Origin of the sequence: Curtobacterium sp. NPDC090223 (assembly GCF_044746585.1) — a bacterium.
Classification (GTDB): domain Bacteria; phylum Actinomycetota; class Actinomycetes; order Actinomycetales; family Microbacteriaceae; genus Curtobacterium.
In genome coordinates this window covers 548,330-572,188 of record NZ_JBIVCN010000001.1, presented here as the reverse complement: position 1 = coordinate 572,188, position 23,859 = coordinate 548,330, and the positions used below count along the sequence as shown (strand labels likewise).

The 23,859-nt window shown below is 71.2% G+C and carries 27 protein-coding genes; 15 read left to right on the top strand and 12 right to left on the bottom strand.

Annotation, left to right across the window (positions count from 1 at the left end; translation table 11 throughout):
• Positions 1-7 precede the first annotated feature (7 nt).
• The gene (gene lnt, locus ACIPJY_RS02725; RefSeq protein ID WP_400459753.1) at positions 8-1,564 is read left to right on the top strand and encodes an apolipoprotein N-acyltransferase; all 1,557 of its coding nucleotides are present in this window, start codon (positions 8-10) and stop codon (positions 1,562-1,564) included.
• Between the two features lie 190 nt (positions 1,565-1,754).
• A complete protein-coding gene (locus ACIPJY_RS02720) occupies positions 1,755-2,105 on the top strand; it encodes an RNA polymerase-binding protein RbpA (RefSeq protein WP_123653466.1) in 351 nt (116 codons plus the stop codon).
• Positions 2,106-2,172: 67 nt separating this feature from the next.
• Here ACIPJY_RS02720 and ACIPJY_RS02715 read toward each other — a convergent pair whose 3' ends face one another.
• Positions 2,173-3,324 (bottom strand): SPFH domain-containing protein, encoded by a 1,152-nt coding sequence (locus ACIPJY_RS02715; RefSeq protein ID WP_400459756.1) that lies wholly within the window; start codon positions 3,322-3,324, stop codon positions 2,173-2,175.
• Positions 3,321-3,794: an NfeD family protein gene (locus ACIPJY_RS02710; RefSeq protein ID WP_400459758.1), complete on the bottom strand. Its 474-nt coding sequence runs from the start codon at positions 3,792-3,794 to the stop codon at positions 3,321-3,323. The genes ACIPJY_RS02715 and ACIPJY_RS02710 overlap by 4 nt, the downstream gene beginning before the upstream one ends.
• 175 nt (positions 3,795-3,969) lie before the next feature.
• Here ACIPJY_RS02710 and ACIPJY_RS02705 point away from each other — a divergent pair, with 175 nt between their 5' ends.
• Both ACIPJY_RS02705 and ACIPJY_RS02700 read left to right on the top strand, forming a co-directional pair.
• Positions 3,970-4,731 (top strand): SDR family oxidoreductase, encoded by a 762-nt coding sequence (locus ACIPJY_RS02705; protein WP_400459761.1) that lies wholly within the window; start codon positions 3,970-3,972, stop codon positions 4,729-4,731.
• Positions 4,728-5,177 carry an NUDIX hydrolase gene (locus ACIPJY_RS02700; protein WP_400459764.1) on the top strand — a complete coding sequence of 150 codons (450 nt, stop codon included), beginning with the start codon at positions 4,728-4,730 and terminating at the stop codon, positions 5,175-5,177. The genes ACIPJY_RS02705 and ACIPJY_RS02700 overlap by 4 nt, the downstream gene beginning before the upstream one ends.
• 40 nt (positions 5,178-5,217) lie before the next feature.
• On the opposite strand, the gene ACIPJY_RS02695 is transcribed toward ACIPJY_RS02700, so the two are convergent.
• On the bottom strand, positions 5,218-5,610 hold the full coding sequence (locus tag ACIPJY_RS02695) for a VOC family protein (protein ID WP_400459767.1): 393 nt from the start codon (positions 5,608-5,610) through the stop codon (positions 5,218-5,220).
• A 74-nt stretch (positions 5,611-5,684) separates the two neighbouring features.
• Here ACIPJY_RS02695 and ACIPJY_RS02690 point away from each other — a divergent pair, with 74 nt between their 5' ends.
• Complete coding sequence (locus tag ACIPJY_RS02690) at positions 5,685-8,051, top strand: ATP-binding cassette domain-containing protein (RefSeq protein WP_400459770.1); 2,367 nt, start codon at positions 5,685-5,687, stop codon at positions 8,049-8,051.
• On the opposite strand, the gene ACIPJY_RS02685 is transcribed toward ACIPJY_RS02690, so the two are convergent.
• Entirely contained in the window at positions 8,036-8,944 is a 909-nt protein-coding gene (locus ACIPJY_RS02685; RefSeq protein ID WP_400459773.1) for a shikimate dehydrogenase, read from the bottom strand. The genes ACIPJY_RS02690 and ACIPJY_RS02685 overlap by 16 nt on opposite strands.
• An 89-nt stretch (positions 8,945-9,033) precedes the next feature.
• Between ACIPJY_RS02685 and ACIPJY_RS02680 the strand changes: the two genes are divergently transcribed.
• Both ACIPJY_RS02680 and ACIPJY_RS02675 read left to right on the top strand, forming a co-directional pair.
• Complete coding sequence (locus tag ACIPJY_RS02680) at positions 9,034-9,186, top strand: hypothetical protein (protein WP_400459776.1); 153 nt, start codon at positions 9,034-9,036, stop codon at positions 9,184-9,186.
• 143 nt (positions 9,187-9,329) lie between these two features.
• Positions 9,330-9,710, top strand: coding sequence for a VOC family protein (locus ACIPJY_RS02675; protein WP_400459779.1), 381 nt, complete (start codon positions 9,330-9,332; stop codon positions 9,708-9,710).
• An 84-nt stretch (positions 9,711-9,794) separates the two neighbouring features.
• Here ACIPJY_RS02675 and ACIPJY_RS02670 read toward each other — a convergent pair whose 3' ends face one another.
• Positions 9,795-10,280 carry a hypothetical protein gene (locus ACIPJY_RS02670; RefSeq protein ID WP_400459781.1) on the bottom strand — a complete coding sequence of 162 codons (486 nt, stop codon included), beginning with the start codon at positions 10,278-10,280 and terminating at the stop codon, positions 9,795-9,797.
• A 36-nt stretch (positions 10,281-10,316) separates the two neighbouring features.
• Positions 10,317-11,348, bottom strand: a complete 1,032-nt coding sequence (locus ACIPJY_RS02665; protein WP_400459784.1) for an alcohol dehydrogenase catalytic domain-containing protein — start codon at positions 11,346-11,348, stop codon at positions 10,317-10,319.
• A 59-nt stretch (positions 11,349-11,407) separates the two neighbouring features.
• On the opposite strand from ACIPJY_RS02665, the gene ACIPJY_RS02660 reads away from it, so the two are divergent.
• On the top strand, positions 11,408-12,040 hold the full coding sequence (locus ACIPJY_RS02660; RefSeq protein WP_400459786.1) for a copper resistance protein CopC: 633 nt from the start codon (positions 11,408-11,410) through the stop codon (positions 12,038-12,040).
• A 92-nt stretch (positions 12,041-12,132) separates the two neighbouring features.
• Entirely contained in the window at positions 12,133-12,573 is a 441-nt protein-coding gene (locus ACIPJY_RS02655; protein WP_400459789.1) for a GNAT family N-acetyltransferase, read from the top strand.
• A 59-nt stretch (positions 12,574-12,632) separates the two neighbouring features.
• Here ACIPJY_RS02655 and ACIPJY_RS02650 read toward each other — a convergent pair whose 3' ends face one another.
• Positions 12,633-13,313, bottom strand: a complete 681-nt coding sequence (locus tag ACIPJY_RS02650) for an SDR family NAD(P)-dependent oxidoreductase (protein WP_400459792.1) — start codon at positions 13,311-13,313, stop codon at positions 12,633-12,635.
• Between the two features lie 101 nt (positions 13,314-13,414).
• Here ACIPJY_RS02650 and ACIPJY_RS02645 point away from each other — a divergent pair, with 101 nt between their 5' ends.
• A complete protein-coding gene (locus tag ACIPJY_RS02645) occupies positions 13,415-14,278 on the top strand; it encodes a helix-turn-helix domain-containing protein (RefSeq protein ID WP_400459794.1) in 864 nt (287 codons plus the stop codon).
• Here the strand turns inward: ACIPJY_RS02645 and ACIPJY_RS02640 are convergent.
• Entirely contained in the window at positions 14,265-15,509 is a 1,245-nt protein-coding gene (locus tag ACIPJY_RS02640; RefSeq protein ID WP_400459797.1) for a beta-ketoacyl-[acyl-carrier-protein] synthase family protein, read from the bottom strand. The genes ACIPJY_RS02645 and ACIPJY_RS02640 overlap by 14 nt on opposite strands.
• A gap of 30 nt (positions 15,510-15,539) precedes the next feature.
• Here ACIPJY_RS02640 and ACIPJY_RS02635 point away from each other — a divergent pair, with 30 nt between their 5' ends.
• Positions 15,540-16,103 carry a TetR/AcrR family transcriptional regulator C-terminal domain-containing protein gene (locus tag ACIPJY_RS02635; protein WP_400459800.1) on the top strand — a complete coding sequence of 188 codons (564 nt, stop codon included), beginning with the start codon at positions 15,540-15,542 and terminating at the stop codon, positions 16,101-16,103.
• 6 nt (positions 16,104-16,109) lie between these two features.
• On the opposite strand, the gene dhaM is transcribed toward ACIPJY_RS02635, so the two are convergent.
• The 3 genes from dhaM to dhaK form a co-directional block, all read right to left on the bottom strand.
• Entirely contained in the window at positions 16,110-16,844 is a 735-nt protein-coding gene (gene dhaM / locus ACIPJY_RS02630; protein ID WP_400459803.1) for a dihydroxyacetone kinase phosphoryl donor subunit DhaM, read from the bottom strand.
• Complete coding sequence (gene dhaL / locus ACIPJY_RS02625) at positions 16,841-17,467, bottom strand: dihydroxyacetone kinase subunit DhaL (RefSeq protein WP_400459806.1); 627 nt, start codon at positions 17,465-17,467, stop codon at positions 16,841-16,843. The genes dhaM and dhaL overlap by 4 nt, the downstream gene beginning before the upstream one ends.
• A 67-nt stretch (positions 17,468-17,534) precedes the next feature.
• Complete coding sequence (dhaK, locus tag ACIPJY_RS02620) at positions 17,535-18,536, bottom strand: dihydroxyacetone kinase subunit DhaK (RefSeq protein WP_400459808.1); 1,002 nt, start codon at positions 18,534-18,536, stop codon at positions 17,535-17,537.
• Between the two features lie 304 nt (positions 18,537-18,840).
• Between dhaK and ACIPJY_RS02615 the strand changes: the two genes are divergently transcribed.
• Positions 18,841-19,563: an MIP/aquaporin family protein gene (locus ACIPJY_RS02615; RefSeq protein ID WP_400459811.1), complete on the top strand. Its 723-nt coding sequence runs from the start codon at positions 18,841-18,843 to the stop codon at positions 19,561-19,563.
• A gap of 74 nt (positions 19,564-19,637) precedes the next feature.
• Positions 19,638-21,149: a glycerol kinase GlpK gene (gene glpK / locus ACIPJY_RS02610; RefSeq protein ID WP_400459814.1), complete on the top strand. Its 1,512-nt coding sequence runs from the start codon at positions 19,638-19,640 to the stop codon at positions 21,147-21,149.
• A 70-nt stretch (positions 21,150-21,219) separates the two neighbouring features.
• Here glpK and trpD read toward each other — a convergent pair whose 3' ends face one another.
• Positions 21,220-22,296, bottom strand: a complete 1,077-nt coding sequence (gene trpD / locus ACIPJY_RS02605; protein ID WP_400459817.1) for an anthranilate phosphoribosyltransferase — start codon at positions 22,294-22,296, stop codon at positions 21,220-21,222.
• 71 nt (positions 22,297-22,367) lie between these two features.
• Between trpD and ACIPJY_RS02600 the strand changes: the two genes are divergently transcribed.
• Positions 22,368-23,006 carry a heme-copper oxidase subunit III gene (locus ACIPJY_RS02600; protein WP_400459820.1) on the top strand — a complete coding sequence of 213 codons (639 nt, stop codon included), beginning with the start codon at positions 22,368-22,370 and terminating at the stop codon, positions 23,004-23,006.
• A gap of 21 nt (positions 23,007-23,027) precedes the next feature.
• Positions 23,028-23,840, top strand: coding sequence for a c-type cytochrome (locus ACIPJY_RS02595; protein ID WP_400459823.1), 813 nt, complete (start codon positions 23,028-23,030; stop codon positions 23,838-23,840).
• Positions 23,841-23,859 lie beyond the last annotated feature (19 nt).

The window sequence follows — 23,859 nt, the reverse complement described above, 5'->3', positions numbered from 1 at the left end:
AGGCCCGGTGCAGGTTCCCGAGACCGCCGTGCGTCCGCGCGCGCCGTTCGACCAGTTCCCGGTGCGGGTCGCCCTGCCGTTGGCCGTCATCGGCGGGCTGCTGTTCGCACTGTCGTTCCCGTCGCCGGGGTGGTGGTTCCTGGCCTACCCGGCGGTCGCGTGTCTGCTGCTCGCCGCGATGGGGCAGGGCTGGCGGCGTGCCGCCTGGATCGGCTACGTCGGCGGCGTCGCGTTCTGGGTGCCCGCCATCTCGTGGGCGGGCCGCTACCTGGGGCCGGTCCCGTGGCTGGCCCTGGCGCTGTTCGAAGCGGCGATGTTCGCACTCGGCAGCGTCGCCATCGCCCTCGCGTACCGCTGGGTCGCGCGGGTCGTGACCTCGACCGCCGGACGGGTGTGGGGCCTCCCGGCCGTGATCGCCGCACTGTGGACCGGGCGCGAGTGGTTCTCCGGGAGCTGGCCGTACGGCGGGTTCGCCTGGGGCCGCGTCGGACTCTCGCAGTCCGAGAGCCCCTTCGCGCACCTCGCCGCGTACGTCGGCGTGCTCGGGGTCTCCTTCGTCGTCGTGTACTGCGTCGCGGTCGTGGTGTCGCTCGGACTGGTGTCGCCCACCGTCCCCGGTGGGACGCTCCTGCTGCGCACGCGCGTCGCGATGGCGGGCCTGCTCGTCGCGGCGGTGCTCGCCGTGCCCGCGTGGCCGACCGCGACGGACGGGTCGATCCGCGTCGAGTCGGTGCAGGGCAACGGCCCGGCCGGGTACTTCGACAACGCGGCCCCGGGAGCGGTCCTCGAGTCGCAGGTCGCTGCGACCGACGTCACCGCGAAGGGCGTCGACCTGGTGGTCTGGCCGGAGGGGTCCGCGGAGTTCGACCCACGGACCCAGCCGGTGATCGCGAGCGCGCTCGACTCGGTCGTGCAGTCGGTCGGGGCGCCGATCGTCGCCGGCGCCATCACCCAGACGCCGTCCGGGGTGCTGCACAACACCTCGTTCGTGTGGACCGCGGACGGGTGGCAGTCCTCCTACGACAAGAAGCGGCCGGTGCCCTTCGGCGAGTACGTGCCCGACCGGTGGTTCTTCTCCAAGCTCGCGCCGTCGCTCATCGGGCTGCTGCAGCGCGACTACACCCCCGGCACGAAGCCGAACGTGCTCTCCGTCGCCGGGGTCAGGGCGGGCATCGCGATCTGCTTCGACATCGTCGACGACGGGCTCACGCGGGACATGGCGCGCGGGGGAGCCCAGGTGATCCTGGCGCAGACGAACAACGCCGACTTCTCGGGCACCGACGAGAACCTCCAGCAGCTCGAGATCGCCCGGATGCGGGCCATCGAGACCGGGCGCTCGCTCGTGAACATCTCGACCGTCGGGGCGTCGCAGGTCATCGACCCGACCGGTCGCACGATCGACCGGGTGCCGGAGTACACCGCGACGTCGATGGTCACCGACGTGCCGCTCGGGACGTCGACCACGCCCGCGACCGTCGCGTCCGGGCTCGTGGCCCTCGTGCTCGCGCTCGGCGGGCTCCTCGTGCTGCTCGCCTGCGCCCCGTGGAGCCGTCGCCGGTCCTGATGCGGGTCTGCCGCGGTGTCGCGGTGCGGTCGCCGGTCCTTCGACGGGTCTGCCCGCGGTGTCGCGGTGCGGTCGCTGGTCCTGACCGTGCCCCGCTGTGGCACTGGGAACCCACTGTGAATGCGGGCGTTCCGGAACGGATGCCCGTGGGACAGTGTTGCAAGGGGGGAACGAGCGAGAGGAGTCCACCATGGCTGATCGGAGTCTCCGCGGCATGCGGCTCGGGAGTCAGAGCCTCCAGAGCGAAGAGGGCGTCGAGCTCTCGGATCGCAAGCGCGCGGTCTACCAGGCCGACTCGGGCGAGACCTTCGACGTGGTCTTCTCGGCCGACGCCGAGGTCCCGCAGAGCTGGAACGACCCCCGCAGTGGTCGAGAAGGACGCCTGCTCGGCGACGACGGCGTCCCCGTCGAGGTCGCCGCAGAGGACGTCAAGGCACCCCGTACCCACTGGGACATGCTGCTCGAGCGTCGCTCACGCGAAGAGCTCGAGGAACTGCTGCAGGAGCGCCTGGCGTTCCTGCGTGCACGACGCGGCGCGTAGTCGCAGACACCGAAGGCCCGCTCCCTGATCAGGGAGCGGGCCTTCGTGCGTCGCGTGCGGTCCGCGACTACTGCTGGCCGCGCTGCTGCTGGTCGTCGTCCAGTTGCTTGCGGGTCGCCTCGGCGGCCGCGGCGAGCTTCTCATCGACGCTGCGGTTCGACTCCGCGAGCCGCTCGTCGAGGACCGAGTCCGGGACGATGTCGGCGGCGGTGGCGTTCGCACTCGCACCAGCGGTGGCGGACGTGTTTGCCAGGCTCTCGTTGGCGAGCTTCGAGATCTTCTCGAGGAAGTCCGAGCCGCCGCTGCCGCCGGCGGCAGGAGCACCACCGGTCCGCTGGGTCGAGAAGCCCTTCGCGATGCCGGAGAGCGCCTCGGTGAACTCGCTCGGGATCATCCAGAGCTTGTTCGCGGTGCCCTCGGCGATCTTCGGGAGCATCTGCAGGTACTGGTAGGACAGGAGCTTCTCGTCCGGGTCGCCCACGTGGATGGCGTCGAACACCGTCGCGATGGCCTGGGCTTCACCCTCGGCGCGGAGGACCTGTGCCTTGGCGGCACCCTCGGCCTGCAGGATGGCCGCCTGGCGTGCACCCTCGGCCTCGAGGATCTGGGACTGCTTGGTGCCCTCGGCCTGCAGGATGGCGGCACGCCGGTTCCGCTCGGCACGCAGCTGCTGCTCCATCGCGTCGACGATGGACACGGGCGGCTCGATGGCCTTGAGCTCCACCCGACCGACGCGGATGCCCCACTTGCCGGTCGCCTCGTCGAGGACCACGCGGAGCTGGCCGTTGATGTTGTCGCGGCTGGTCAGCGCCTCTTCGAGGTTGAGGCCACCGACCACGTTGCGGAGCGTGGTGGTCGTGAGCTGCTCGACGGCACCGAGGTAGTTCGCGATCTCGTAGGTCGCGGCGCGGGCGTCGGTCACCTGGAAGTAGACGACGGTGTCGATCGAGACGACCAGGTTGTCCTCGGTGATGACGGGCTGCGGCGGGAAGGACACGACCTGCTCGCGCATGTCGAGCAGCGGCCGGAGCCGGTCGATGAACGGCACCAGGAGGTTCAACCCCGGGGTGAGGGTCTTGTGGTACTTCCCGAGTCGTTCGACTACTCCTGCGGTCGCCTGCGGGACGATCCGGATCGCCTTGGCGAGGACGACGATCACGAAGATGACGATGACGACGATCAGTACGAAGAGCACGATCGTCCCGGGTGCGAGGGTCATGAAGCAGCCTTCTGTTGTGTTCGGACGACGGCGGTCGAGCCCTCGATGGACTCGACGACGACATGGGTGCCGAGCGGCGGGGTGCGGTCGGGAGCGGCGGCGTCGATGCGGGCGCTCCAGGTCTCGCCGTTCGCCAGGCGGACCTGGCCGGGAGCGGAGGACGTGAAGGCCACGGCGACCGTGCCGGGCATGCCGATCAGGCCCTGCACGCCGGTGCGGTGCGGGTCGGCGTTCCGGCCCAGTGCGAGGAGCAGACGCGGGCGGACCAGGGAGAGGAGCACCAGGGCGAGCGCCGCGGCGATGATGGCGGAGAGCCACCAGGGCGCCCCGATGAGTGCGGCTATCAACCCACCCGCGGCTCCGGCGGCCAGCATGATGAAGATGAAGTCGAGCGTGAAGATCTCGACCACCCCCAGGACCAGCACCAAAGCGATCCAGACGATGGTCTGGATCCAGTCATCGATGTTCACGCGATCTCCCTCCCTCGGTCGCGCGCGGCAGCGCAGCGTCGCGACGGCCGGTTCAAGTCCGTTCAACATATCAAACGAGATCGGGTGACTCGCAGGTGATTGGTAGGCTCGTCCAGGTCGCCAGGCCCGTCGCTCGAACCGTCGTCGGGCCTGCCCCCGAACAGGAGAGAACCACGTGAGCAACCCCCTCGCCCCCGCTGCACTCGCCGGCAAGCGCGCCCTCGTCACCGGATCGTCCCGCGGCATCGGCGCGGACACGGTCGGGTACCTCGCCGAGGCCGGCGCCAAGGTCGTCGTGAACTACCGCAACAAGGCCCGCCGCGCCGAGCAGATCGCCGAGGGCATCGTGGCCGCCGGCGGGGACGCCCTCGCCGTGGGCGCTGACCTCACCGACCACGACTCCGTGCAGGCCATGGTCGACACCGTCGTCGAGGCCTGGGGCGGCATCGACCTCCTGGTGCTCAACGCGTCCGGCGGCATGGAGTCCGGCATGGGCGACGACTACGCACTCCGCCTGAACCGCGACGCCCAGGTCGACATGCTCCAGACCGCCGTGCCGCACATGGCCGCCGGCTCCCGGGTCGTGTTCGTCACGAGCCACCAGGCGCACTTCGTCGAGACCGCCGAGACGCTGCCCGAGTACCTGCCCGTCGCGAAGAGCAAGCACGCCGGTGAGGTCGCGCTGCGCGAGCTCGTCCCGCAGCTCGAGGCGGCCGGCATCGAGTTCGTCGTCGTCTCCGGCGACATGATCGAGGGCACCATCACCGCGACGCTGCTCAACCGCATCAACCCCGGTGCCATCGAGGAGCGCCGCGGCGCCGTCGGCAAGCTCTACAGCGTGTCCGAGTTCGCCGCCGAGATCGCCCTCGCCGCGGTGGAGCCGATCCCGGCCGACCACACCCGGCTGGTCGGCGACGTCAGCGGGTTCACCGCGTGACAGCCGCCGCCGGGCTCCGCCGCACCTCGCGGATCCTGCTGCTCGACGCCGAGGGGCGGGTGTTCCTGATGGACACGAACGCCCCGTCGAGCGACGGCTTCCACCGGTGGATCACGCCGGGCGGCGGGGTCGACCCGGGGGAGTCGCACCGGGACGCCGCGATCCGCGAACTCCGTGAGGAAACGGGCATCGTCATCGACGACCCGGGTGCGCCGGTCTGGTCGTGGGACTTCGACGTGGTCTGGGACCAGGCCGACCACGATCGCGGGCACTCCGAGTTCTACGTCGTCCGGACGACGGGGTTCGTGCTGTCCGCCGACGAGTGGACGGACGACGAGCGCGTCGACATCCTCGACTCCCGCTGGTGGACCGCGGACGAGCTCGACGCGACGGACGAGCCGTTCGAGCCGGCGGAACTGCCCGACCTGGTCCGGCGGTTCGGCTGAGGGTGCACGCCCGCGGTGCGTGCGCCGCGTGCCTGCGTGCTCACTCCCGCGGGGTGAGCACGCAGAACTCGTTCCCCTCGGGGTCCGCCAGCACCACCCACGGCACGTCGCCCTGACCGACGTCGGCGAGGCTCGCCCCCCGCGCGACGAGGCCGTCCACGGCGTCCTGGTGCGAGTCGTCCGGCGCGGGGACCAGGTCGATGTGCAAGCGGTTCTTGCCCGCCTTCTCCTCCGGCACCGGGACGAACACCAGACCCTGCGGCAGCTGCTCACGGGGGATCGTGCCCTCCAGACCCTCGGCGAAGGCCGGCGCGATCACCGCCTCGTCGTCGGACTCGTACACGACGGGCCACGACAGAGTCTCGCCCCACCACCGCGCCAGGGCGTGCGGGTCGGAGCTGTCGACGACGACGGAGTACCAGCGGAGTGCCATGGCGCCAGTATGGCCGCGGTGATCGACCCCGTCCGGCCTGGTCGGTGCCGGTGTGCGCCGGTACCCTGATCGACATGCATGCCAGTTCGTCGCCGGTGGCCGACAGCCACGACCGCATCCGCGTCCGTGGCGCGCGCGAGAACAACCTGCGGGGCATCGACGTCGACCTGCCCAAGCGGCGGCTCACGGTGTTCACCGGCGTGTCCGGGTCCGGCAAGAGCTCGCTCGTGTTCGGCACGGTCGCGGCCGAGTCGCAGCGCATGATCAACGAGACGTACAGCGCGTTCGTGCAGGGCTTCATGCCGTCGCTCGGGCGCCCGGACGTCGACCTGCTGGACGGACTCACCACGGCGATCGTGGTCGACCAGGAGCGCATCGGCGCCGACCCCCGGTCGACCGTCGGCACGATGACGGACGCCAACGCGATGCTCCGGATCCTGTTCAGCCGCCTCGGTCAGCCGCACGTCGGCGGGCCGAACGCGTTCTCGTTCAACCTGGCGACGGTGTCGGCGGGCGGGGCCATCACCGTGCAGAAGGGCACCGACGCCAAGGCCCAGAAGGTGTCCTTCAACCGGCTCGGCGGCATGTGCGCCCGGTGCGAAGGACGGGGGAGCGTCACCGACATCGACCTCACCCAGCTCTTCGACGACTCCCGGGCACTGTCGGACGGTGCGCTGACGATCCCCGGCTACGGAACAGAGGGCTGGAACGTGCGGATGTACGCCGAGTCCGGGTACTTCGACGGCGACAAGCCGATCCGCGAGTTCACGGCGCAGGAACGGCAGGACTTCCTCTACCGCGAGCCGACGAAGCAGAAGATCGCCGGCATCAACATGACGTACGAGGGGCTCGTGCACCGGGTCCGCCGGTCGTTCCTGCAGAAGGACCGCGAAGCCATGCAGCCGCACATCCGTGCCTTCGTCGACCGCGCCGTCGCGTTCACCACGTGTCCCGACTGCGACGGCACGCGCCTCAACGACACCGCTCGGTCGTCGAAGGTGGCGGGGCGGGACATCGCCGAGGTCTGCGCGATGCAGATCACGGACCTCGCCGCGTGGTTGCACGCCCTCGACGAGCCCTCGGTGGGTCCGCTGCTCGACGGCCTCCGGGACGCAGTCGACTCCTTCGTGGAGATCGGCCTGGGCTACCTCTCGCTCGACCGGCCCACCGGGACGCTCTCCGGCGGCGAGGGGCAGCGCGTGAAGATGGTGAAGCACCTCGGCTCGTCGTTGAGCGACGTCACGTACGTCTTCGACGAACCGAGCACCGGGCTGCACCCGCACGACATCGAACGGATGAACGGGCTGCTGCTCCGCCTCCGCGACAAGGGCAACACCGTGCTCGTGGTCGAGCACAAGCCCGAGGTGATCCGGATCGCGGACCACGTCGTCGACCTCGGGCCGGGCGCCGGGACCGACGGTGGGACGCTCTGCTACCAGGGCCCCGTCGACGGACTGCGGGGGAGCGGCACCGTCACCGGCGAGCACCTCGAGGACCGGGTCGCGGTGAAGGCGTCGTTCCGCGAGCCCACCGGATCGATCGCGATCCGCGACGCGGACCGGCACAACCTGCAGCACGTCGACGTCGACGTGCCGCTCGGGGTGCTCACCGTCGTCACCGGGGTCGCCGGTTCGGGCAAGAGCACGCTGATCCACGGTTCGCTCTCGCCGCGGGACGACGTCGTCGCGATCGACCAGAGCGCGATCAAGGGGTCGCGCCGGAGCAACCCGGCGACCTACACCGGACTGCTCGAGCCGATCCGCAAGGCCTTCGCGAAGGTGAACGGGGTGAAGCCGGCGCTCTTCAGCGCCAACTCCGAGGGCGCCTGCCCGGCGTGCAACGGGGCCGGCGTGGTCTACACCGACCTCGGCATGATGGCGGGCGTCTCCACCACCTGCGCGGAGTGCGATGGCAAGCGCTTCGACCAGTTCGTGCTCGAGTACGAGCTCGGTGGCAAGGACATCAGCGAGGTGCTCGCGATGCCCGTGGCCGAGGCCGAACAGTTCTTCGCGAGCGGCGACGCCCGGATCCCCGCCGCACACGCCGTCCTGCAGCGGCTCGTCGACGTCGGCCTGGGGTACCTGACGATCGGGCAGCCCCTGACGACGCTGTCGGGTGGTGAGCGGCAGCGGTTGAAGCTCGCGACGCACCTCGGCGAACCGGGCGGCATCATCGTGCTCGACGAACCGACGACGGGGCTGCACCTCGCCGACGTCGCGCAGCTGCTCGGCTTGCTCGACCGGCTCGTGGACTCCGGCAAGAGCGTCGTCGTGATCGAGCACCACCAGGCCGTGATGGCCCGTGCGGACCGCATCATCGACCTCGGACCCGGGGCCGGACACGACGGCGGGCGGGTCGTCTTCGAGGGCACACCGGCGGAGCTCGTGGCTGCACGGTCGACGGTGACCGGGCAGCACCTGGCCGACTACGTCACGCGCTGAGACCGATTCGTCGCGGTGTCACTGACCCCGGTCCGAGATCCCGCTGTGCGGCCATCGCGCAGGTACCCGAGGAAGTCGGCGCGCACCCGGTCGAGATCGGGGGAGTGACCGGTGATCTCCCGGATGCTCGCCACCGCCTGGCCGACGGCCATCCAGCCACCGTCGACGACCATCCGGCCGGCGGCCCGGGCGGAACGCAACAGTGGCGTGTCGATCGGGAAGTAGACGGCGTCCGCGACCCAGGACCCCGGGGGCAACACAGCGGGGTCGAACGCGGACCGTGCATCGTCGTTCATGCCCAGGGGAGTGGCGTTGACAGCGCCGTCCGCGCGCGCCAGCGCCTGCGCCGCGTCGGCGAGGGCGACGGCATCGACGACCGGTGATCCCAGCGTCGACCGGAGTGCCTCGGCCCGGTCCGCATCGGCGTCGACGATCGTCAACCGCGCGACGCCGAGCGACACCAGCGCGTACGCGATGGCCGACCCGGCTCCGCCGGCACCGAACTGGACGACCGAGGCGCCGGCGATGCTGCCCGGACCGTGCGCGATCGCGATCCGGAACCCGGTCCAGTCCGTGTTGTACCCGATCCGGCGCCCGTCGCGGAACAGGACGAGGTTCACCGCGCCGATCTGCTCGGCGTCCGGGTCGAGTTCGTCGAGCAGGGGGATCACGGCCTGCTTGCACGGGTGGGTGACGTTGACGGCCGCGAAGCCCGCGGCCTGTACCTCGTCGAGGACCGCCGGCAGGTCGGTCGCGGGCCGACCGAGCGCGTCGAGGTCGAGCAGCCGGTACTCGTAGTCGAAGCCGAGGCGCGCACCTTCCGCCTCGTGCATGAGCGGCGTGAGCGACCTGCCGAGGCCAGAACCGATCAACCCGACGAGCACGCGTTCCACGAGCGAGACCCTAGCGCCGATCTCGGCGGCCCGGCCATCCGCGCGACGGCTTGTCGTGTGCCCAGAGAGGCGCGCGTAGCGTCCCGCGCATGAGCTACAGCCAGCCAGACCCAGCCGAGGAAACCACGCAGAGCGAGGCTCCCGAGCAGCCGGACACCGACACCGACGTGGTGGAGGAGTCCGGGCGCGAGGAAGCAGCGCTGGAGATCGACGCGGACGACGTGCCGACCTCTGACGCCTGAGCAGTTCGCTCCGCACGACCGAGAACACCCGACACCATGGGATCCCGTGGTGTCGGGTGTTCTCCGTTGTGCGAAGGAGAACGCCGTTATGTCAGGTCGGGAAGGGGTGGGCACGAGCCGGCCGGGTGGGGCATGGTGGGCGCATGGGACGACCGATCGTGCACGTCGAGGTCATCGGCCCGGAGCCCGAGCGGCTCCGGGCGTTCTACGGGACGCTGTTCGGATGGGACGCGCCACCCGGAGCGCCCGTCGCGCCGGCGATCTCGGAGTCGTCGTCGTACTCGTTCGTCCCGCCGGCGGCCGACGCCGGACCAGCGGCCGGTGGCATCGGCGGTGGTACGGGGTTCGACGCGCACGCGGTGTTCTACGTCGGCGTCGACGACGTCGGTGCGACGCTCCGTCAGGTCGTGGACCTTGGTGGCGTCGTCGTGCTCGACCTGCAGCGCAACGAGGCCGGTGGTGTCGTAGTGGGACACTTCCGGGATCCGGCGGGCAACCTCGTCGGTGTTGCTGGGCCGCTCTGATTGTCATGACGGCCATGCGCCGATAATGCATATTATGTCAACTCGGAGCCGCGAGCGGCATCACGATGCCCGGCGTGCCGTTGATCAGTGCTCGGCGCCGTAGACGACGCAGTCCTGGACGAGCTCGGCCGCGTTCGACGTCGCGCTGAAGGACCCCGACGCCGTCGGAGCCGCTGACGCGCTCGCGTCCTGCGCGCGGTCGTTCACCGGGACGAGCTGCCCGTCGAAGTCCGCGCTGCTCGGGTCGTCGGTGCTCCCCCAGACCGCGACGTCGTCGTCCGTCAGGGCGCTGCCCGACGTCGGGGTCGTCGCCGCACCCAGGTACCAGCCGCCGTCCCCTCGCTGGACCTTGGCCAGCACGGAGTCGTCGAGGCCGTCGGCGACCTGCGTGAGCGCCACGAGTGCGGCACCCGACGCCGAGGCGCACCCGGCGGCCGGCGTGGTGTTCTCGGCGAGCGGGCCGGTCGCGGCGGGATCGAGTTGCTGCGCGTTGCCGACGCAGCCGCTGAGCACGAGCGCGAGGCCGGCGGCGCCGATCACCGCCGAGACGGTCTTCCTGTTCGTCGTCATGAGCGGGACCGTAGGCGAACCGCCATGGGCACGGGTTCAGACGACGGCGACCGTCATCCCCGCCTGCGCGGCCGGACCGTCCATCGCGGCGAGTGCCTGCGGGAGGTCGTCGAAGGCGATGGTGCGGCCGAGCGTGACGCCCGGGTCCAGTCGGCCCGCGACGATGTCGTCGAGCATCGCGGCGTACTCCCCCACGGAGATGCCGTGGCTGCCGAGGAGCTCGAGTTCGTCGCCGATGACCCGTCCCATCGGGATCGCCGGTGCCGCTTCGTCGTCGAGCAGGAGTCCGACCTGCACGTGCCGGCCCCGCGGCCGGAGCGAGGCGACCGCGGCGACCGAGGTGGCCCGGCTGCCGAACGCGTCGATCGACAGGTGTGCTCCCCCGTCGGTGCGGGAGCGGACCTCGTCGACGGCGGCGGGTCCGGACGTCACCGTGTCGGCACCGAGTGCCGCCGCACGGGCGAGTGCCGCGGGTGAGACGTCGACCGCGACGACGTGCGCGCCGGCGGCGACGGCGACCACGATCGCGGACAGGCCGACGCCCCCGCAGCCCATGACGACGACGTGTTCGCCGGCGGCCACCCGGCCGCGTGCGTGGAGTGCGTGGTACGCGGTCCCGAAGCGGCATCCGAGCCCGGCGGCGTCCACGAACGCGACCGCGTCGGGCAGCGCGACGAGGTTGACGTCGGCGTGCGGGACGGCGAGCTGCTCGGCGAACGAACCCGGCAGTGTGAAGCCCGGTTGTTCCTGCTCGGTGCAGACCTGGGTCTGGCCGGCGAGGCACTCCCGGCACCTGCCGCACGCGAAGACGAACGGCGCGGTGACACGAGCGCCGACCCGGTGGTGCCGGACTTCGGCGCCGACCTCCACGACGACCCCGGCGAACTCGTGGCCCGGGACGTGCGGCAGGTGGACGGAGTCGTCGTGTCCGCGCCAGGCGTGCCAGTCGCTCCGGCACACCCCGGTCGCCGCGACCTGGACCACGACACCGTCGGGCGGACAGGTCGGGCGGTCGACGTCGACGATCTCGGGGAGTGTCCCGAACTGCTGGTACCGGACTGCGCGCATGGAGCAAGCCTGCCAGCCCGCGGGGACGCGGAGCGTTCGACATCTCGTAGAATCGCCACATGTCCCCCACCGCGGTCCGCCGCAGCGCCCGGATGTCCCTGCTCGCGATCGCCGTCGGGCTGGCGAGCCTGGTGCTCGCCGACCCCGCCGACGCCCACTCCGCGCTCGTGTCGAGCGACCCGGCCGACGGCAGCACCGTCCGCACGCCGATCGAGCGGGTCGACCTCACGTTCTCCGAGGCGCCACTGACCGGTCTGGACGCCGGCCTGCGCATCGAGGTCCGTGACGAGGCCGGCACGGACGTGTCGACCGGCGACGTCCTGGTCGACGGCACGACGATGTCGAAGGCCGTCGCGTTGCGTGACGGCGCGTACACGGTGCTCTGGCGGTACGTCTCCCCCGACGGCCACCCGATCACCGGCGAGCTCGGGTTCACGGCCATGCTCCCCGCGCCGACGTCGACGGCCGTGTCCACACCGGACCCGAGCACCCCGGACCCGAGCCCGGGACCGACGGAGGTCGAGGTGACCCTCGAGGCCTCCGCGCCGGCCGCGGCACCCGACGACGGCCCCACGCCGTGGGGCGCGGTGTGGGTCGGTGGCGGGGCGATCGTCCTGGCCGCAGCGCTCGTCGTGGTCGCGACGCTCCGTCGCCGTGCGCCGCCCGAGGGCGGAGAAGGCGTCAGCGACTGACGGCGGCCGGCGACGATCGCCGAGCCGGCGGTCCGTCCACGGACTCCGGATCGGCCCTTGTGCGGCGCGGGTCAGGCCGGTTCCCTGGGGTGATGACGACGCTCCGGTTCTCCGAGGACCCCGCCGACACCGACTTCGACCGCGTCCACGCCTGGCTGAGCGAGCACTCGTACTGGGCCCGCGGGCGGAGCGCCGAGACCGACCGGGCCGCGATGGCCGGGTCCCGGGTGTTCGGGGTGTTCGACGAGTCCTCCGGGCTCCAGCTCGGGTACGCCCGGGTGATCACGGACGGCGTGACCTTCGGGTGGCTCGCCGACGTGTTCGTCGACCCGGATGCCCGCGGGCGCGGCGTCGGGGTCGCCCTGGTCGATGGGATCACACGGGCGCTGGAACCACTGGGGCTGAAGCGTCTGGTGCTGTACACCGCGGACGCGCAGGGGCTGTACGAGAAGTCCGGCTTCCGCGGGCTCCCGGACCCGGAGAACTGGATGGTGCTCCCCGGGCCGGGCTTCGGCTCCGACGTGCACGACTGAACGACGCGAGCCGCACAGCGCACCGGCCCCAGACGAGACGCCCGGCGCACGCCGCCGCGTCAGTACTCGATGCGCCCCGTCCGGTCGTGGAACTCGCCCGTCGGCCCGTCCGCGCCGAGCGTCGCGAGCGCCACGGTCGCGTCGGTGCCCTCGGTGACCGTCTGGTGTCCACCGAACCCGTTGAACTCCGTCGCCGTGTACCCGGGGTCGCTCGCGTTCACCCGGAAGGTCGGCAGGTTCTTCGCGTACTGCACGGTGAGGGCGATCACCGCTGCCTTCGACGCCGCGTACGGGACCGCCGGCACCGGGTACTCGTCGCGGCCCGGCGTGGAGAGCCACCGCGGGAAGCCGACACCCGACGCGACGTTCACCACGACGGGGTTCGACGACGCGCGGAGCAGGGGCAGCGCGGCCTGGGTGACCCGGACGATGCCGGTGACGTTGGTGTCGAGGACGTGGCCGATCGCGGCGGCGTCGAGGTCGTCCACGCCGAACGACGTCCCGAGGATCCCGGCGTTGTTCACGAGGACGTCGAGCTCCGGCAGCGACGTGATCGCCGCGTCGACGCTCGCCTGGTCGGTGACGTCGATCGCGACCACGTGCGCGCCGAGCGCCCGGGCCTCGTCGCCGGCGGCCGGGTCGCGCATCCCGGCGTACACGGTGTGGCCGGCCTCGAGGAGGCGGCGGGCGGTCTCGAGCCCCAGGCTGCGGTTGGCTCCGGTGATGAGTGTGGTGGTCATGCACCCAGGATCGTCCCGGCGCCCGGGTCCACCCAGGTGCCCCTCGACGGTGGGACCGGGAGTACCACCTCGGGGCGGGGTGTCCGAGGGAGGATGGGCGCATGAGCGAGTTCGCGAACGTGCTGCGGTCCTGGCGCGACCGGGTCACCCCGGAAGAGGTCGGCCTGCCCGCGGCGCCCGGCCGCCGGACCCCGGGTCTCCGTCGCGAGGAGCTCGCCGCACTCGCCGGGGTGAGCGTCGACTACGTCGTCCGTCTGGAACAGGGCCGCTCGTCGAACCCCTCCCCGCAGCTCCTCGGGTCGCTCGCCACCGCGCTCCGGCTGACCACGGAGGAGCGCGACCACCTGTTCCGGGTCGCGGACGCGGCTCCGCCGTCGCGCGGCGTCGTCCCCCGGCACATCACGCCAGGGGTGCAGCGGGTCGTCGACCGCCTCGGGGACGTGCCGCTCGCCGTGTTCACCGCGACCCACGACATCCTGCTGTGGAACGGCCTCTGGGCGGCGCTGACCGGTGACCCGGCACGCCTGACCGCCATGGAGCGGAACCTGGTGTGGCGGCACTTCATGGTCGGCCACGACGGTGTCGAGTACGACGACGACCACCAGGAGGAGTTCACCAGCGACCTGGTGGCCGACCTGCGCTCCGCGCTCGGCCGGTACCCGGGCGACCGGCAGCTGCGGGACCTCGTCGCACGGCTGCGTCGGGAGTCCCCGGAGTTCGAGCGCCGCTGGGCGACCGCGCGGGTGGCCGAGCACCGGGCTTCGCGGAAGACCCTCCGCACGCAGGTCGGTCCGATCACGGTGGACTGCGACGTGCTCAGTGTCCCCGGCGGCGACCTGCGGATCGTCGTCTACACCGCGGTGCCCGGATCCGAGGACGACGCGAAGCTCGACCTGCTCCGCGTCACGGGGCTGCAGACGCCGGATCTGCAGGCGGCCGCTCCCCCGGTCGTCACGCCGCGCTGAGCACCAGCGACGCGTTCTGTCCGCCGAACCCGAACGAGTTGTTGAGCGCGACGCGCATCCGGGTCGAGCGAGCCGCACCCGACACCACGTCGAGGTCGATGGCGGGGTCGAGGTGCTCGAGGTTGAGGGTCGGCGGCACCAGGCCGGTCTCCAGGGCACGCACGGTCAGGATGGTCTCGACCGCCCCCGCCGCGCCGAACATGTGCCCGATCGCGCTCTTCGGCGCGGTGACGACGGCGTCCCGACCGACGACCCGCGCGATCGCTTCCGCCTCGCTGGCGTCACCCACCGGTGTAGACGTCGCGTGCGCGTTCACGTGGTCCACGTCGGCACCGGAGAGCCCGGCCATCCGGAGCGCCGATGTCATGGCTCGCTCCTGACCGGACCCGTCGGGCCGCGGTGCCGTGATGTGGAACGCGTCGGAGGTGATCCCCCACCCCGCGAGCACCGCGTGCACCCGCGCCCCGCGCGCAGCGGCGTGCGAGGCCCGTTCGAGCACGACGATGCCGGCTCCCTCGCCGAGCACGAACCCGCGCCGGCCGGCGTCGAACGGCCTCGACAGCGTGACCGGGTCCTCGCCGTTCGGCTTGGCGAGCGCCTGCGACTGTGCGAACGAGGCCATCGTCACCGGGGTGACCGCGGCCTCCGCTCCCCCGGTCACGACGACGTCGGCCTCGCCGCTGCGGATCAGGCGCGCCGCCATCGCGATCGCCTCGGCCCCGGACGCGCACGCCGACACCGTCGTGTAGGCGCCGGCCCTGGCGTCGATGTCGATGCTGATCTGCGCGGCGGCGCCGTTCGCCATGAGCATCGGGACGGTTCGCGGCGACACCCGCCTGGCACCGTTCCGGCCGAGTTCGTCGTGGGCGTCGAGGAGCGTCTCGATCCCGCCGATGCCGGTCCCGAGCACGACGGCGAGCCGCTCCGGGTCGACCTCGGGGGCACCGGCGTCGGCCCAGGCCTCCTCCGAGGCGACGAGCGCGAGCTGCTGGCTGCGGTCGAGGCGCTTCGCGCGCACCCGTCCGAGCGCGGCGTCGGCGTCGAGGTCGGCGTCCGCGCCGATCCGGATCGGGACCTGCACCCAGAGGTCGCCGTCCCGCTGCAGCTCGTGCACGCCGGACCGGCCGGCGACGAGGGCGTCCCAGAGCGGGTCGACGCCGTGGCCGAACGGTGAGACGGCTCCGTAGCCGGTGATGACGAGGTCGTCGGAGTCCTGATTTGTATGCTGCACAAGTTGAGTTGTACCACGTACAATTCAGTGATGGCAACCACTCGGGGCACGGCGACGCGGGCACGGATCCTCGCGACGGCGGCCGACCTCCTCGGCGACCGGAGTCCGCGCACGCTCACCGTCAGCGACGTCGCGCGAGCTGCCGGCGTCTACCCGAACCAGATCACGCACCACTTCGGCTCGAAGGACCGTCTGGTGATCGACGCCGCGTTCGTCCGGTTCCTCCGCGACACGACACGGCTGCAGGCCGCCGGTCGACGGGCGACGGCGGCACCGGCGTTCCGCGACGTCCTGGCGCGGACGGCCCTGGCGATGCCGTCCACCGGGCTCCTCGTGACCGCGCTCGGGCTCGCGCAGGACGACGACGCCCTGCGCGAGCGCACCGGCACGCTGCTCGCCGTGCTGTTCCGGCAGTCCGAGCGCTACCTCGAGCGCATCGTCGGCGACCAAGGGTGGACGAGCGCGCACGGGATCCCCCGCGACGCCCGGACCTTCTGGAGCGCGGTCTTCGGCGCGACGCTGTTCGCCACGGCAGGAGCCATCGGTGGCCCGTCGGACGTCGACGTCGCCGCGACGATCAGCATCACCGACTGACCCGGGTCACTCCCCGAAGCCGGAGCGCACGAGTTCCTCGAGCGCGTCGACCGCGTCCTGCGCGTCGTCGCCACTGGCCTCGATCGTCACGGTCGCGCCCTTGGGCAGCGCGAGCGCCATGATCCCGAGCAGGCTCTTCGCGTCGACGCCGTTGACGCGCACCGCCGCGTCGTACCTCGCGGCGGTCTTCACGAAGTCGGCGGCGGGTCGGGCGTGCAGACCGGTCTCGTTGACGAGTTCCACCGTCACGGACGCGGCCACGTCGTCAGCGGGGCCGGCGCCGTCGACCGGCACCGGGCCTCCCGTCGGGTGCGACGCAACCGGACTGGAGGCCGCACCCGCGTCCGCCTCGGACGTCTCGGAGGCCGCGGCGGACGCCGCGGCTGCCAGCACCGCATCGACGTCACCGCCGGTCTGGGCCGCGACCGCGGCCGCGACCGCTCCCTCGACGATCGGGGCGTCCGAGACGTGGACCCGCGACCGGAGCTCGTCGTCGAGGAAGTCCAGCGCCGTGTCCGTGGTCAGGTAGGCCGAGCCGAGGTCGCACAGGACGACGACCGCGTCGGCTCCCGAGAGCTCCTCGATGCCCGCGGTGATCGCTTCGAACGAGGTCCCGATCCCGCCGTCGTCCGTCCCGCCGGCCGCGACGAGCTGCACGTCGGCGGCCATCTGCCGGGCGAGTTCCACGGTGCCGGACGCGATCGCCGCGCTGTGCGAGACGACCAGGATCCCGACGGTCACGCCGCGTCCACCGCGGCGCGGAGGATATAGGCCGTGGACTGCGCGCCGGGGTCACGGTGCCCGACGGCGCGTTCGCCGAGGTAGCTCGCACGGCCCTTGTGCGCCACGAGCGGCTCGGTCGACTCGGCACCGGTGACGGCGGCGTCCGCAGCGGCGGCGAGCACGCGCTCCGGGGACTCCCCGGCCTGTGCCGCGGTGGCGGCCGCGTCGACCGCCGGGGTCCACGCGTCGATCATCGTCTTGTCGCCGACGGTGGCCTTGCCGCGCGAGACGACGCCGTCCCTGGCGGCCGTGAGGACCGCGACGAGGGTGTCCGCGTCGAGCTCCGCGGCGTCGCCGGCGGCCTGCGCGGCCTTGAGGTACGCGGTGCCGAACAGCGGGCCGGCAGCGCCGCCGACCGTGGAGATGAGCTTCGTGGCGACCGTCTTGAAGACCGCACCCGGCGTGTCGAACGACCCGCCGTCGACGGCCTCGAGCACGGCGCGGAAGCCGCGGTCGAGGTTCTCGCCGTGGTCGCCGTCACCGATCTCGCGGTCGAGCGTCACGAGCTCCGCCCGGTGCTCGTCGATCGTCGCGGCGGTGCGTCGGACCCAGTCGATGGCCCATGCGGTGTCGAGCGCCAATTGGTGTTCCTTCCTGCGGGCCGAGCACGGCCCGGATCGGCGGCCGGACGGTGCCGGCCGGTCGGTGTCAGCGGCCCCAGCGCAGTGCCGGGGTCTCGACCGGTGCGTCCCAGAGGGTGATGAGGTCGTCGTCGAGCACCGTGACGGTGATCGAGAACCCCTGCATCTCGAGGGACGTGACGTAGTCGCCCACCAAACTACGCGCGACCTCGTACCCACGGTCCGCCAGGACCTCGGCGGCGCGTCGGTAGGCGATGTAGAGCTCGGAGAGCGGTGTGCCGCCCATTCCGTTGACCAGGAGCAGCAGGCGCGAGCCGGCGGGCGCGTCGAGGTCGGTGAGGACCGGTTCGAGCACGCGGTCGACCAGGGCGTCCACCGGCGCCATCGCGATGCGCTCGCGGCCGGGTTCGCCGTGGATGCCGATGCCGAGTTCGGCCTCGTCGTCCCCCAGCGTGAAGGACGGTTCACCCGCGTGCGGCACGGTGCCCGGCGCGATCGCCAGGCCCATCGAGCGCGTGACGTCGTTGACGTGGCGGGCGACGGCCGCGACCGCGTCCAGGTCGTCACCGCGCTCGGCGGCCGCCCCGGCGCACTTCTCCACGACGACGGTGCCGGCCACGCCGCGACGGCCGGCCGTGTAGAGCGAGTCCTGCACGGCCACGTCGTCGTCGACCACGACGGACTCGACGCGGATGTCGTCCATCCCGGCGAGCTCGGCCGCGGTCTCGAAGTTGAGGACGTCGCCGGTGTAGTTCTTCACGATGTGCAGCACGCCGGCCCCGCCGTCGACGGCCTTGGTCGCGGCGACGATCGGGTCCGGTGTCGGGCTGGTGAACACCGGCCCCGGGACCGCGGCGTCGAGCATGCCGTGGCCGACGAAGCCCGCGTGCAGCGGTTCGTGCCCGCTGCCGCCTCCGCTGACGATCCCGACCTTGCCGGCGACCGGGGCATCCGCGCGGTGCAGGTGGATCGGGTCCTCGACCAGGACGACGTCTCCCGCGTGCGCCTGGGCGAACCCGCGCACGGTCTCGATGACGACGTTCTGCGGGTCGTTGATGAGCTTCTTCATGACGGGGCCTCCACGGGTTCGACGCCCGGACGAGGCCTGCACACCGCCGACGCCGTCCGGAGTGGGGCCAGGCTACATCGGGCGTGCGTTCCCCGGACCTGCACGTTCGTGCACCGAGCAACCGTCACGAACCGGGCACCGGATGCCCGAACGCACACTCCCCATGCACGTTCGTGCAGATTCGTGCAGAACAGTTCCGTGTCCATCGCCCGCCGCAAATTCCCGGCAGTATGCTCGCCACAATCACTCGATGGGGAGTGCCGAGCAGCATCGGAACCCCCAACCAGCGCAATGGAGGTCACCGATGGACGACATCGGCGTCAAGTTCCTTTCCGAGCTCGTCGGCACCGCGATGCTCATCATCCTGGGTGGCGGTGTCGTCGCCGCCGTGTCGCTCAAGAAGTCCAAGGGCTTCGGCGCAGGCTTCCTCATGGTCACGATCGGTTGGGGCTTCGCGGTCTTCGCCGGCGTCACCGTTTCGTACAAGTCCGGCGGCCAGCTGAACCCGGCCGTGAGCCTCGCCCAGGCCATCCTCGGCAACATCACCGTCGGCGCGATGCTCCTCTTCTGGCTCGCACAGCTGATCGGTGCGGTCATCGGTGCCGTCATCGTCTGGCTCGCCTACAAGCAGCACTTCGACGAGGAGCCCGACCCGGCCGCCAAGCTCGGCGTCTTCTCCACCGGCCCGGCGATCCGCTCCTACGGCTGGAACCTCGTCACCGAGATCATCGGCACCTTCGTCCTGGTGTTCGTGGTCATCGCGTTCACGAACGGCAAGACCCCGTCCGAGCTCGGCGCCATCCCGGTGGCCTTCCTCGTGATCGCGATCGGTGTCTCCCTCGGTGGCCCGACCGGGTACGCGATCAACCCTGCCCGTGACCTCGGCCCCCGCATCGCGCACGCCTTCCTGCCGATCAAGGGCAAGGGCTCGAGCGACTGGGCCTACGCCTGGGTGCCGGTCGTCGGCCCGCTCGTCGGTGGTGCGATCGCGGCAGGTCTGTCGTACGCACTGCTCCCCCTCGCCTGATCCCACACCCGTCCACGTCGGCAGGCCCCAACGCCGGGGCCGGCCGCAGCACCGAACACCCGTAAGGAGCACCAATGGCCGACTACATCGTCGCCATCGACCAGGGCACGACCAGCACCCGTGCAATCGTCTTCGACCACTCCGGTTCGATCATCTCCGTCGGACAGAAGGAGCACGAGCAGATCTTCCCGCGTGCGGGATGGGTCGAGCACGACCCCGCCGAGATCTGGGACAACGTCCGTGAGGTGATCGGCCAGGCCCTGTCCCGTGCCGACATCACCCGGCACGACGTCGCCGCCGTCGGCATCACGAACCAGCGCGAGACCGCGGTCGTGTGGGACAAGACGACCGGCAAGGCCGTCTACAACGCGATCGTCTGGCAGGACACCCGCACGCAGTCGATCGTCGACAAGCTCGCCGACGGTGACACCGACCGCTACAAGTCGGTCGTCGGTCTGCCCCTCGCGACCTACTTCGCCGGCACCAAGATCATGTGGATCCTCGAGAACGTCGAGGGCGCGCGTGAGAAGGCCGAGGCCGGGGACCTGCTCTTCGGCACCACCGACACCTGGGTCCTCTGGAACCTGACCGGTGGCGTCGACGGCGGCGTGCACAAGACCGACGTCACGAACGCGTCCCGCACGCTGTTCATGGACCTCGAGACGCTGCAGTGGCGCGACGACATCCTCGCCGACTTCGGTGTCCCGAAGTCGATGCTCCCGGAGATCGTCAGCTCCTCCGAGGTATACGGGCACGTCGAGTCGTCGAACCTGCTGCGCGAGGTCCCGATCGCCGGCATCCTCGGTGACCAGCAGGCCGCCACGTTCGGCCAGGCCGCGTTCGACAAGGGCGAGTCGAAGAACACCTACGGCACCGGCAACTTCCTGATCTTCAACACCGGCACGGACATCGTCCGCTCCGAGAACGGGCTGCTGACGACCGTCGGCTACAAGCTCGGCGACCAGGAGACCCACTACGCACTCGAGGGGTCGATCGCCGTCACGGGATCGCTCATCCAGTGGCTCCGCGACAACCTCGGCCTCATCCAGAGCGCCCCGGAGGTCGAGGCGCTCGCCAAGACCGTCGACGACAACGGCGGCGTCTACTTCGTGCCGGCGTTCTCCGGCCTGTTCGCGCCGTACTGGCGTCCGGACGCCCGCGGCGCCATCGTCGGCCTGACGCGGTACGTCAACAAGGGCCACATCGCGCGTGCGGCCCTGGAGGCGACGGCGCTGCAGACCCGCGAGGTCCTCGACGCCGTGAACGCGGACTCCGGTGTGGACCTGACGGAGCTCAAGGTCGACGGCGGCATGACCGCCAACAACGAGCTCATGCAGTTCCAGGCGGACATCCTCGACGTGCCGGTCGTCCGGCCGGTCGTCGCGGAGACCACCGCGCTCGGCGCCGCCTACGCGGCCGGCCTGGCGGTCGGCTTCTGGGCGAACCTCGACGAGCTCCGTGCCAACTGGCAGGAGGACCAGCGCTGGGAGCCGCAGCTCGACGCCGCGGAGCGCGACCGCACGCTGCGCCTCTGGAAGAAGGCCGTCACGAAGACCTTCGACTGGGTCGACGAGGACGTCCAGTAGTCGTCATCTGACGCAAGGCACCAGCCGGGAGGCCCGGTGCCGGTCCCCGGGACCGGCACCGGGCCTCCTGTCAGTGGTCCAGGGCGCCGGTCTCCGCGACGGGAGTCGCGTCGACCCAGTCGGCGAGCTTGCGCTCGGCGGCGCCGGAGTCGATCGCCTCGGCCGCGACGACGAGCTGCTCGCGGAAGCGCTGCAGGATCGGTCGGTCCCACTGCTCCGGGTCCTCGGCGAGGCGGAACGAGACCAGACCAGCTGCCGCGTTGAGGAGCACGATGTCGCGGACCGGACCGGTCTCCCCCGCCAGGACACGCCGGACGATCGCGGCGTTCTCCGCGGGTTCGCCACCGAGCAGGTCCTCCATCCGGGCACGGGCGATGCCGAGGTCGCGGGGGTCCAGGTCGTGCTCGGTCACGCGGCCGCCGGTGACCTCCCAGATGTGGCTGTGCCCGGTCGTCGTGAGTTCGTCGAGGCCGTCGTCGCCGCGGAACACCAACGCCGTCGCGCCACGCGTCTGGAACACGCCGGTGATGATGGGCACGAGTTCGAGCTGGGCCACACCGACGGCGTTCGCCTCGCACCGTGCGGGGTTCACGAGCGGGCCGAGGAAGTTGAACACGGTCGGCACGCCGATCTCACGGCGGACCGGCGCGGCGTGCGCGAAGCCGGGGTGGAACGCGCTCGCGAACGCGAACGTCAGACCGACACGCCGGAACGTGTCCGCGACACGCTCGGCGTCCATCGTCAGGTCGAGGCCGAGTGCGGCGAGGACGTCGCTGGAGCCCGACTTCGACGAGCTGGCCCGGTTGCCGTGCTTGACGACCGGCACACCCGCCGCGGCGATCACGACGGCCGCCATCGTCGAGACGTTCACCGTGCCGACGACGTCGCCGCCCGTGCCGACGATGTCGAGCGCCATCGGGTCGACGTCCAGCGGGACCGCGGCCTCGAGGATGGCGTCGCGGAACCCGACGACCTCGTCGACGGTCTCGCCCTTCGCGCGGAGGGCCACGGCGAAGGCGGCGATCTGGGCGTCGGTGGCGCGCCCGTGCACGATCTCCTCCATGGCCCATGTGGACTGCCTGATCGTCAGGTCCTCGCGCGCCATGAGCGCACTGATGACGGCTGGCCAGGAGAGAACGTCAGACATACCCGCGATCGTACTGTTTTCGAACGACCCGCCAGTTGCCTGGCAAAACACTGTCGGTGGTTTCGGCCATAATGGACCCTGTGACAAGCACCCCTCTCTCCAGACCAGCCAGCGGTACGGTCCTCAACAGGCCGAACCCCGTTGCCGTGGGGACGATCGTGTGGCTGGGCAGCGAGGTCATGTTCTTCGCCGGCCTGTTCGCGATCTACTTCACGCTGCGCAGCACCTCACCCCAGCTCTGGGCGACCGAGACCGCCCACCTCGAGGTGCCGTTCGCTTCGGTGAACACGATCGTGCTGGTCCTCTCCAGCTTCGCCTGCCAGTTCGCGGTGTTCGCCGCCGAGCGCTTCCAGGTGCACCGCACGAGCTGGAACCCGCGCGACTGGGGCATGACGGAGTGGTTCTTCGTCACGTACTGCATGGGCGCGATCTTCGTCTGCGGCCAGATCTTCGAGTACGCCAACCTCTGGCACGAGGGCATCACGCTCTCCTCCAGCGCCTACGGCTCGGCGTTCTACTTCACCACCGGCTTCCACGGCCTGCACGTGACCGGTGGTCTGATCGCCTTCCTCCTGACGCTCGGCCGTGGCTTCGCCGCGAAGAACTTCGGCCACAAGGAGGCCACCACGGCCATCGTCGTGTCGTACTACTGGCACTTCGTCGACGTGGTCTGGATCGGCCTCTTCGCCGTCATTTACCTTCTCAAGTAGGAATCGGACAGCACCCACCGCATGTTCAACAGAACCAAGTCCAAGAAGGGCCGCCGCTCCCCGCTGGCGACCGTCTCGCTCATCGTCGTCGGTCTGATGACCACCGGCGGTGCGTACGCGCTGTTCAGCTCCACGGCCTCCGCCGACGACAGCAGCACCACCACCGTCGCTGCCGCGAGCCAGTCGCAGGTGAACGAGGGGCAGAAGCTCTTCGCGTCCAACTGCGCCACGTGCCACGGTCTGTCCGCGCAGGGCACCAGCGAGGGCCCGTCCCTCATCGGTGTCGGCGCCGCGTCGGTCGACTTCCAGGTCGGGACCGGCCGCATGCCGATGGCGGCCCAGGGCCCCCAGGCCGAGGAGAAGCCGTCGCAGTTCACCGATGCGCAGGTCGACGCCCTCGCGGCGTACGTCGCCTCGCTCGGCCCCGGCCCGTCGATCCCCTCCACGTCGCTCACCGACGGCTCCGACGGTGACGCCGCCGCGGGTGCGGAGCTCTTCCGCATCAACTGCGCGATGTGCCACAACGTCGCCGGTGCCGGTGGTGCACTGACCGAGGGCAAGTACGCGCCGAACCTGACGAACGTCACGGGCAAGCACATCTACGAGGCCATGGTCACGGGCCCGCAGAACATGCCGGTGTTCAACGACCTGAACATCACGCCGCAGCAGAAGGCCGACATCATCACGTACCTCAAGTACGTGCAGGACAACGCTTCGCCCGGTGGCTTCGGCCTCGGCGCCCTCGGCCCGGTGGCAGAGGGTCTGTTCATCTGGATCTTCGGACTCGGCGCAGTGGTCGCGATGACCGTCTGGCTGACCGCGAAGTCCAACTGATCGTCCGTGTCGCACGACA

Excerpts from the sequence above, each read along its gene's own strand:
- ACIPJY_RS02720 (WP_123653466.1), top strand. The coding sequence starts at position 1,755 with ATGGCTGATCGGAGTCTCCGCGGCATGCGGCTCGGGAGTCAGAGCCTC.
- ACIPJY_RS02715 (WP_400459756.1), bottom strand. The coding sequence starts at position 3,324 with ATGACCCTCGCACCCGGGACGATCGTGCTCTTCGTACTGATCGTCGTC.
- ACIPJY_RS02695 (WP_400459767.1), bottom strand. The coding sequence starts at position 5,610 with ATGGCACTCCGCTGGTACTCCGTCGTCGTCGACAGCTCCGACCCGCAC.
- ACIPJY_RS02690 (WP_400459770.1), top strand. The coding sequence starts at position 5,685 with ATGCATGCCAGTTCGTCGCCGGTGGCCGACAGCCACGACCGCATCCGC.
- ACIPJY_RS02680 (WP_400459776.1), top strand. The coding sequence starts at position 9,034 with ATGAGCTACAGCCAGCCAGACCCAGCCGAGGAAACCACGCAGAGCGAG.
- ACIPJY_RS02675 (WP_400459779.1), top strand. The coding sequence starts at position 9,330 with ATGGGACGACCGATCGTGCACGTCGAGGTCATCGGCCCGGAGCCCGAG.
- ACIPJY_RS02670 (WP_400459781.1), bottom strand. The coding sequence starts at position 10,280 with ATGACGACGAACAGGAAGACCGTCTCGGCGGTGATCGGCGCCGCCGGC.
- ACIPJY_RS02665 (WP_400459784.1), bottom strand. The coding sequence starts at position 11,348 with ATGCGCGCAGTCCGGTACCAGCAGTTCGGGACACTCCCCGAGATCGTC.
- ACIPJY_RS02660 (WP_400459786.1), top strand. The coding sequence starts at position 11,408 with ATGTCCCCCACCGCGGTCCGCCGCAGCGCCCGGATGTCCCTGCTCGCG.
- ACIPJY_RS02655 (WP_400459789.1), top strand. The coding sequence starts at position 12,133 with ATGACGACGCTCCGGTTCTCCGAGGACCCCGCCGACACCGACTTCGAC.
- ACIPJY_RS02650 (WP_400459792.1), bottom strand. The coding sequence starts at position 13,313 with ATGACCACCACACTCATCACCGGAGCCAACCGCAGCCTGGGGCTCGAG.
- ACIPJY_RS02645 (WP_400459794.1), top strand. The coding sequence starts at position 13,415 with ATGAGCGAGTTCGCGAACGTGCTGCGGTCCTGGCGCGACCGGGTCACC.
- ACIPJY_RS02635 (WP_400459800.1), top strand. The coding sequence starts at position 15,540 with ATGGCAACCACTCGGGGCACGGCGACGCGGGCACGGATCCTCGCGACG.
- dhaK (WP_400459808.1), bottom strand. The coding sequence starts at position 18,536 with ATGAAGAAGCTCATCAACGACCCGCAGAACGTCGTCATCGAGACCGTG.
- ACIPJY_RS02615 (WP_400459811.1), top strand. The coding sequence starts at position 18,841 with ATGGACGACATCGGCGTCAAGTTCCTTTCCGAGCTCGTCGGCACCGCG.
- glpK (WP_400459814.1), top strand. The coding sequence starts at position 19,638 with ATGGCCGACTACATCGTCGCCATCGACCAGGGCACGACCAGCACCCGT.
- trpD (WP_400459817.1), bottom strand. The coding sequence starts at position 22,296 with ATGTCTGACGTTCTCTCCTGGCCAGCCGTCATCAGTGCGCTCATGGCG.
- ACIPJY_RS02600 (WP_400459820.1), top strand. The coding sequence starts at position 22,368 with ATGGACCCTGTGACAAGCACCCCTCTCTCCAGACCAGCCAGCGGTACG.
- ACIPJY_RS02595 (WP_400459823.1), top strand. The coding sequence starts at position 23,028 with ATGTTCAACAGAACCAAGTCCAAGAAGGGCCGCCGCTCCCCGCTGGCG.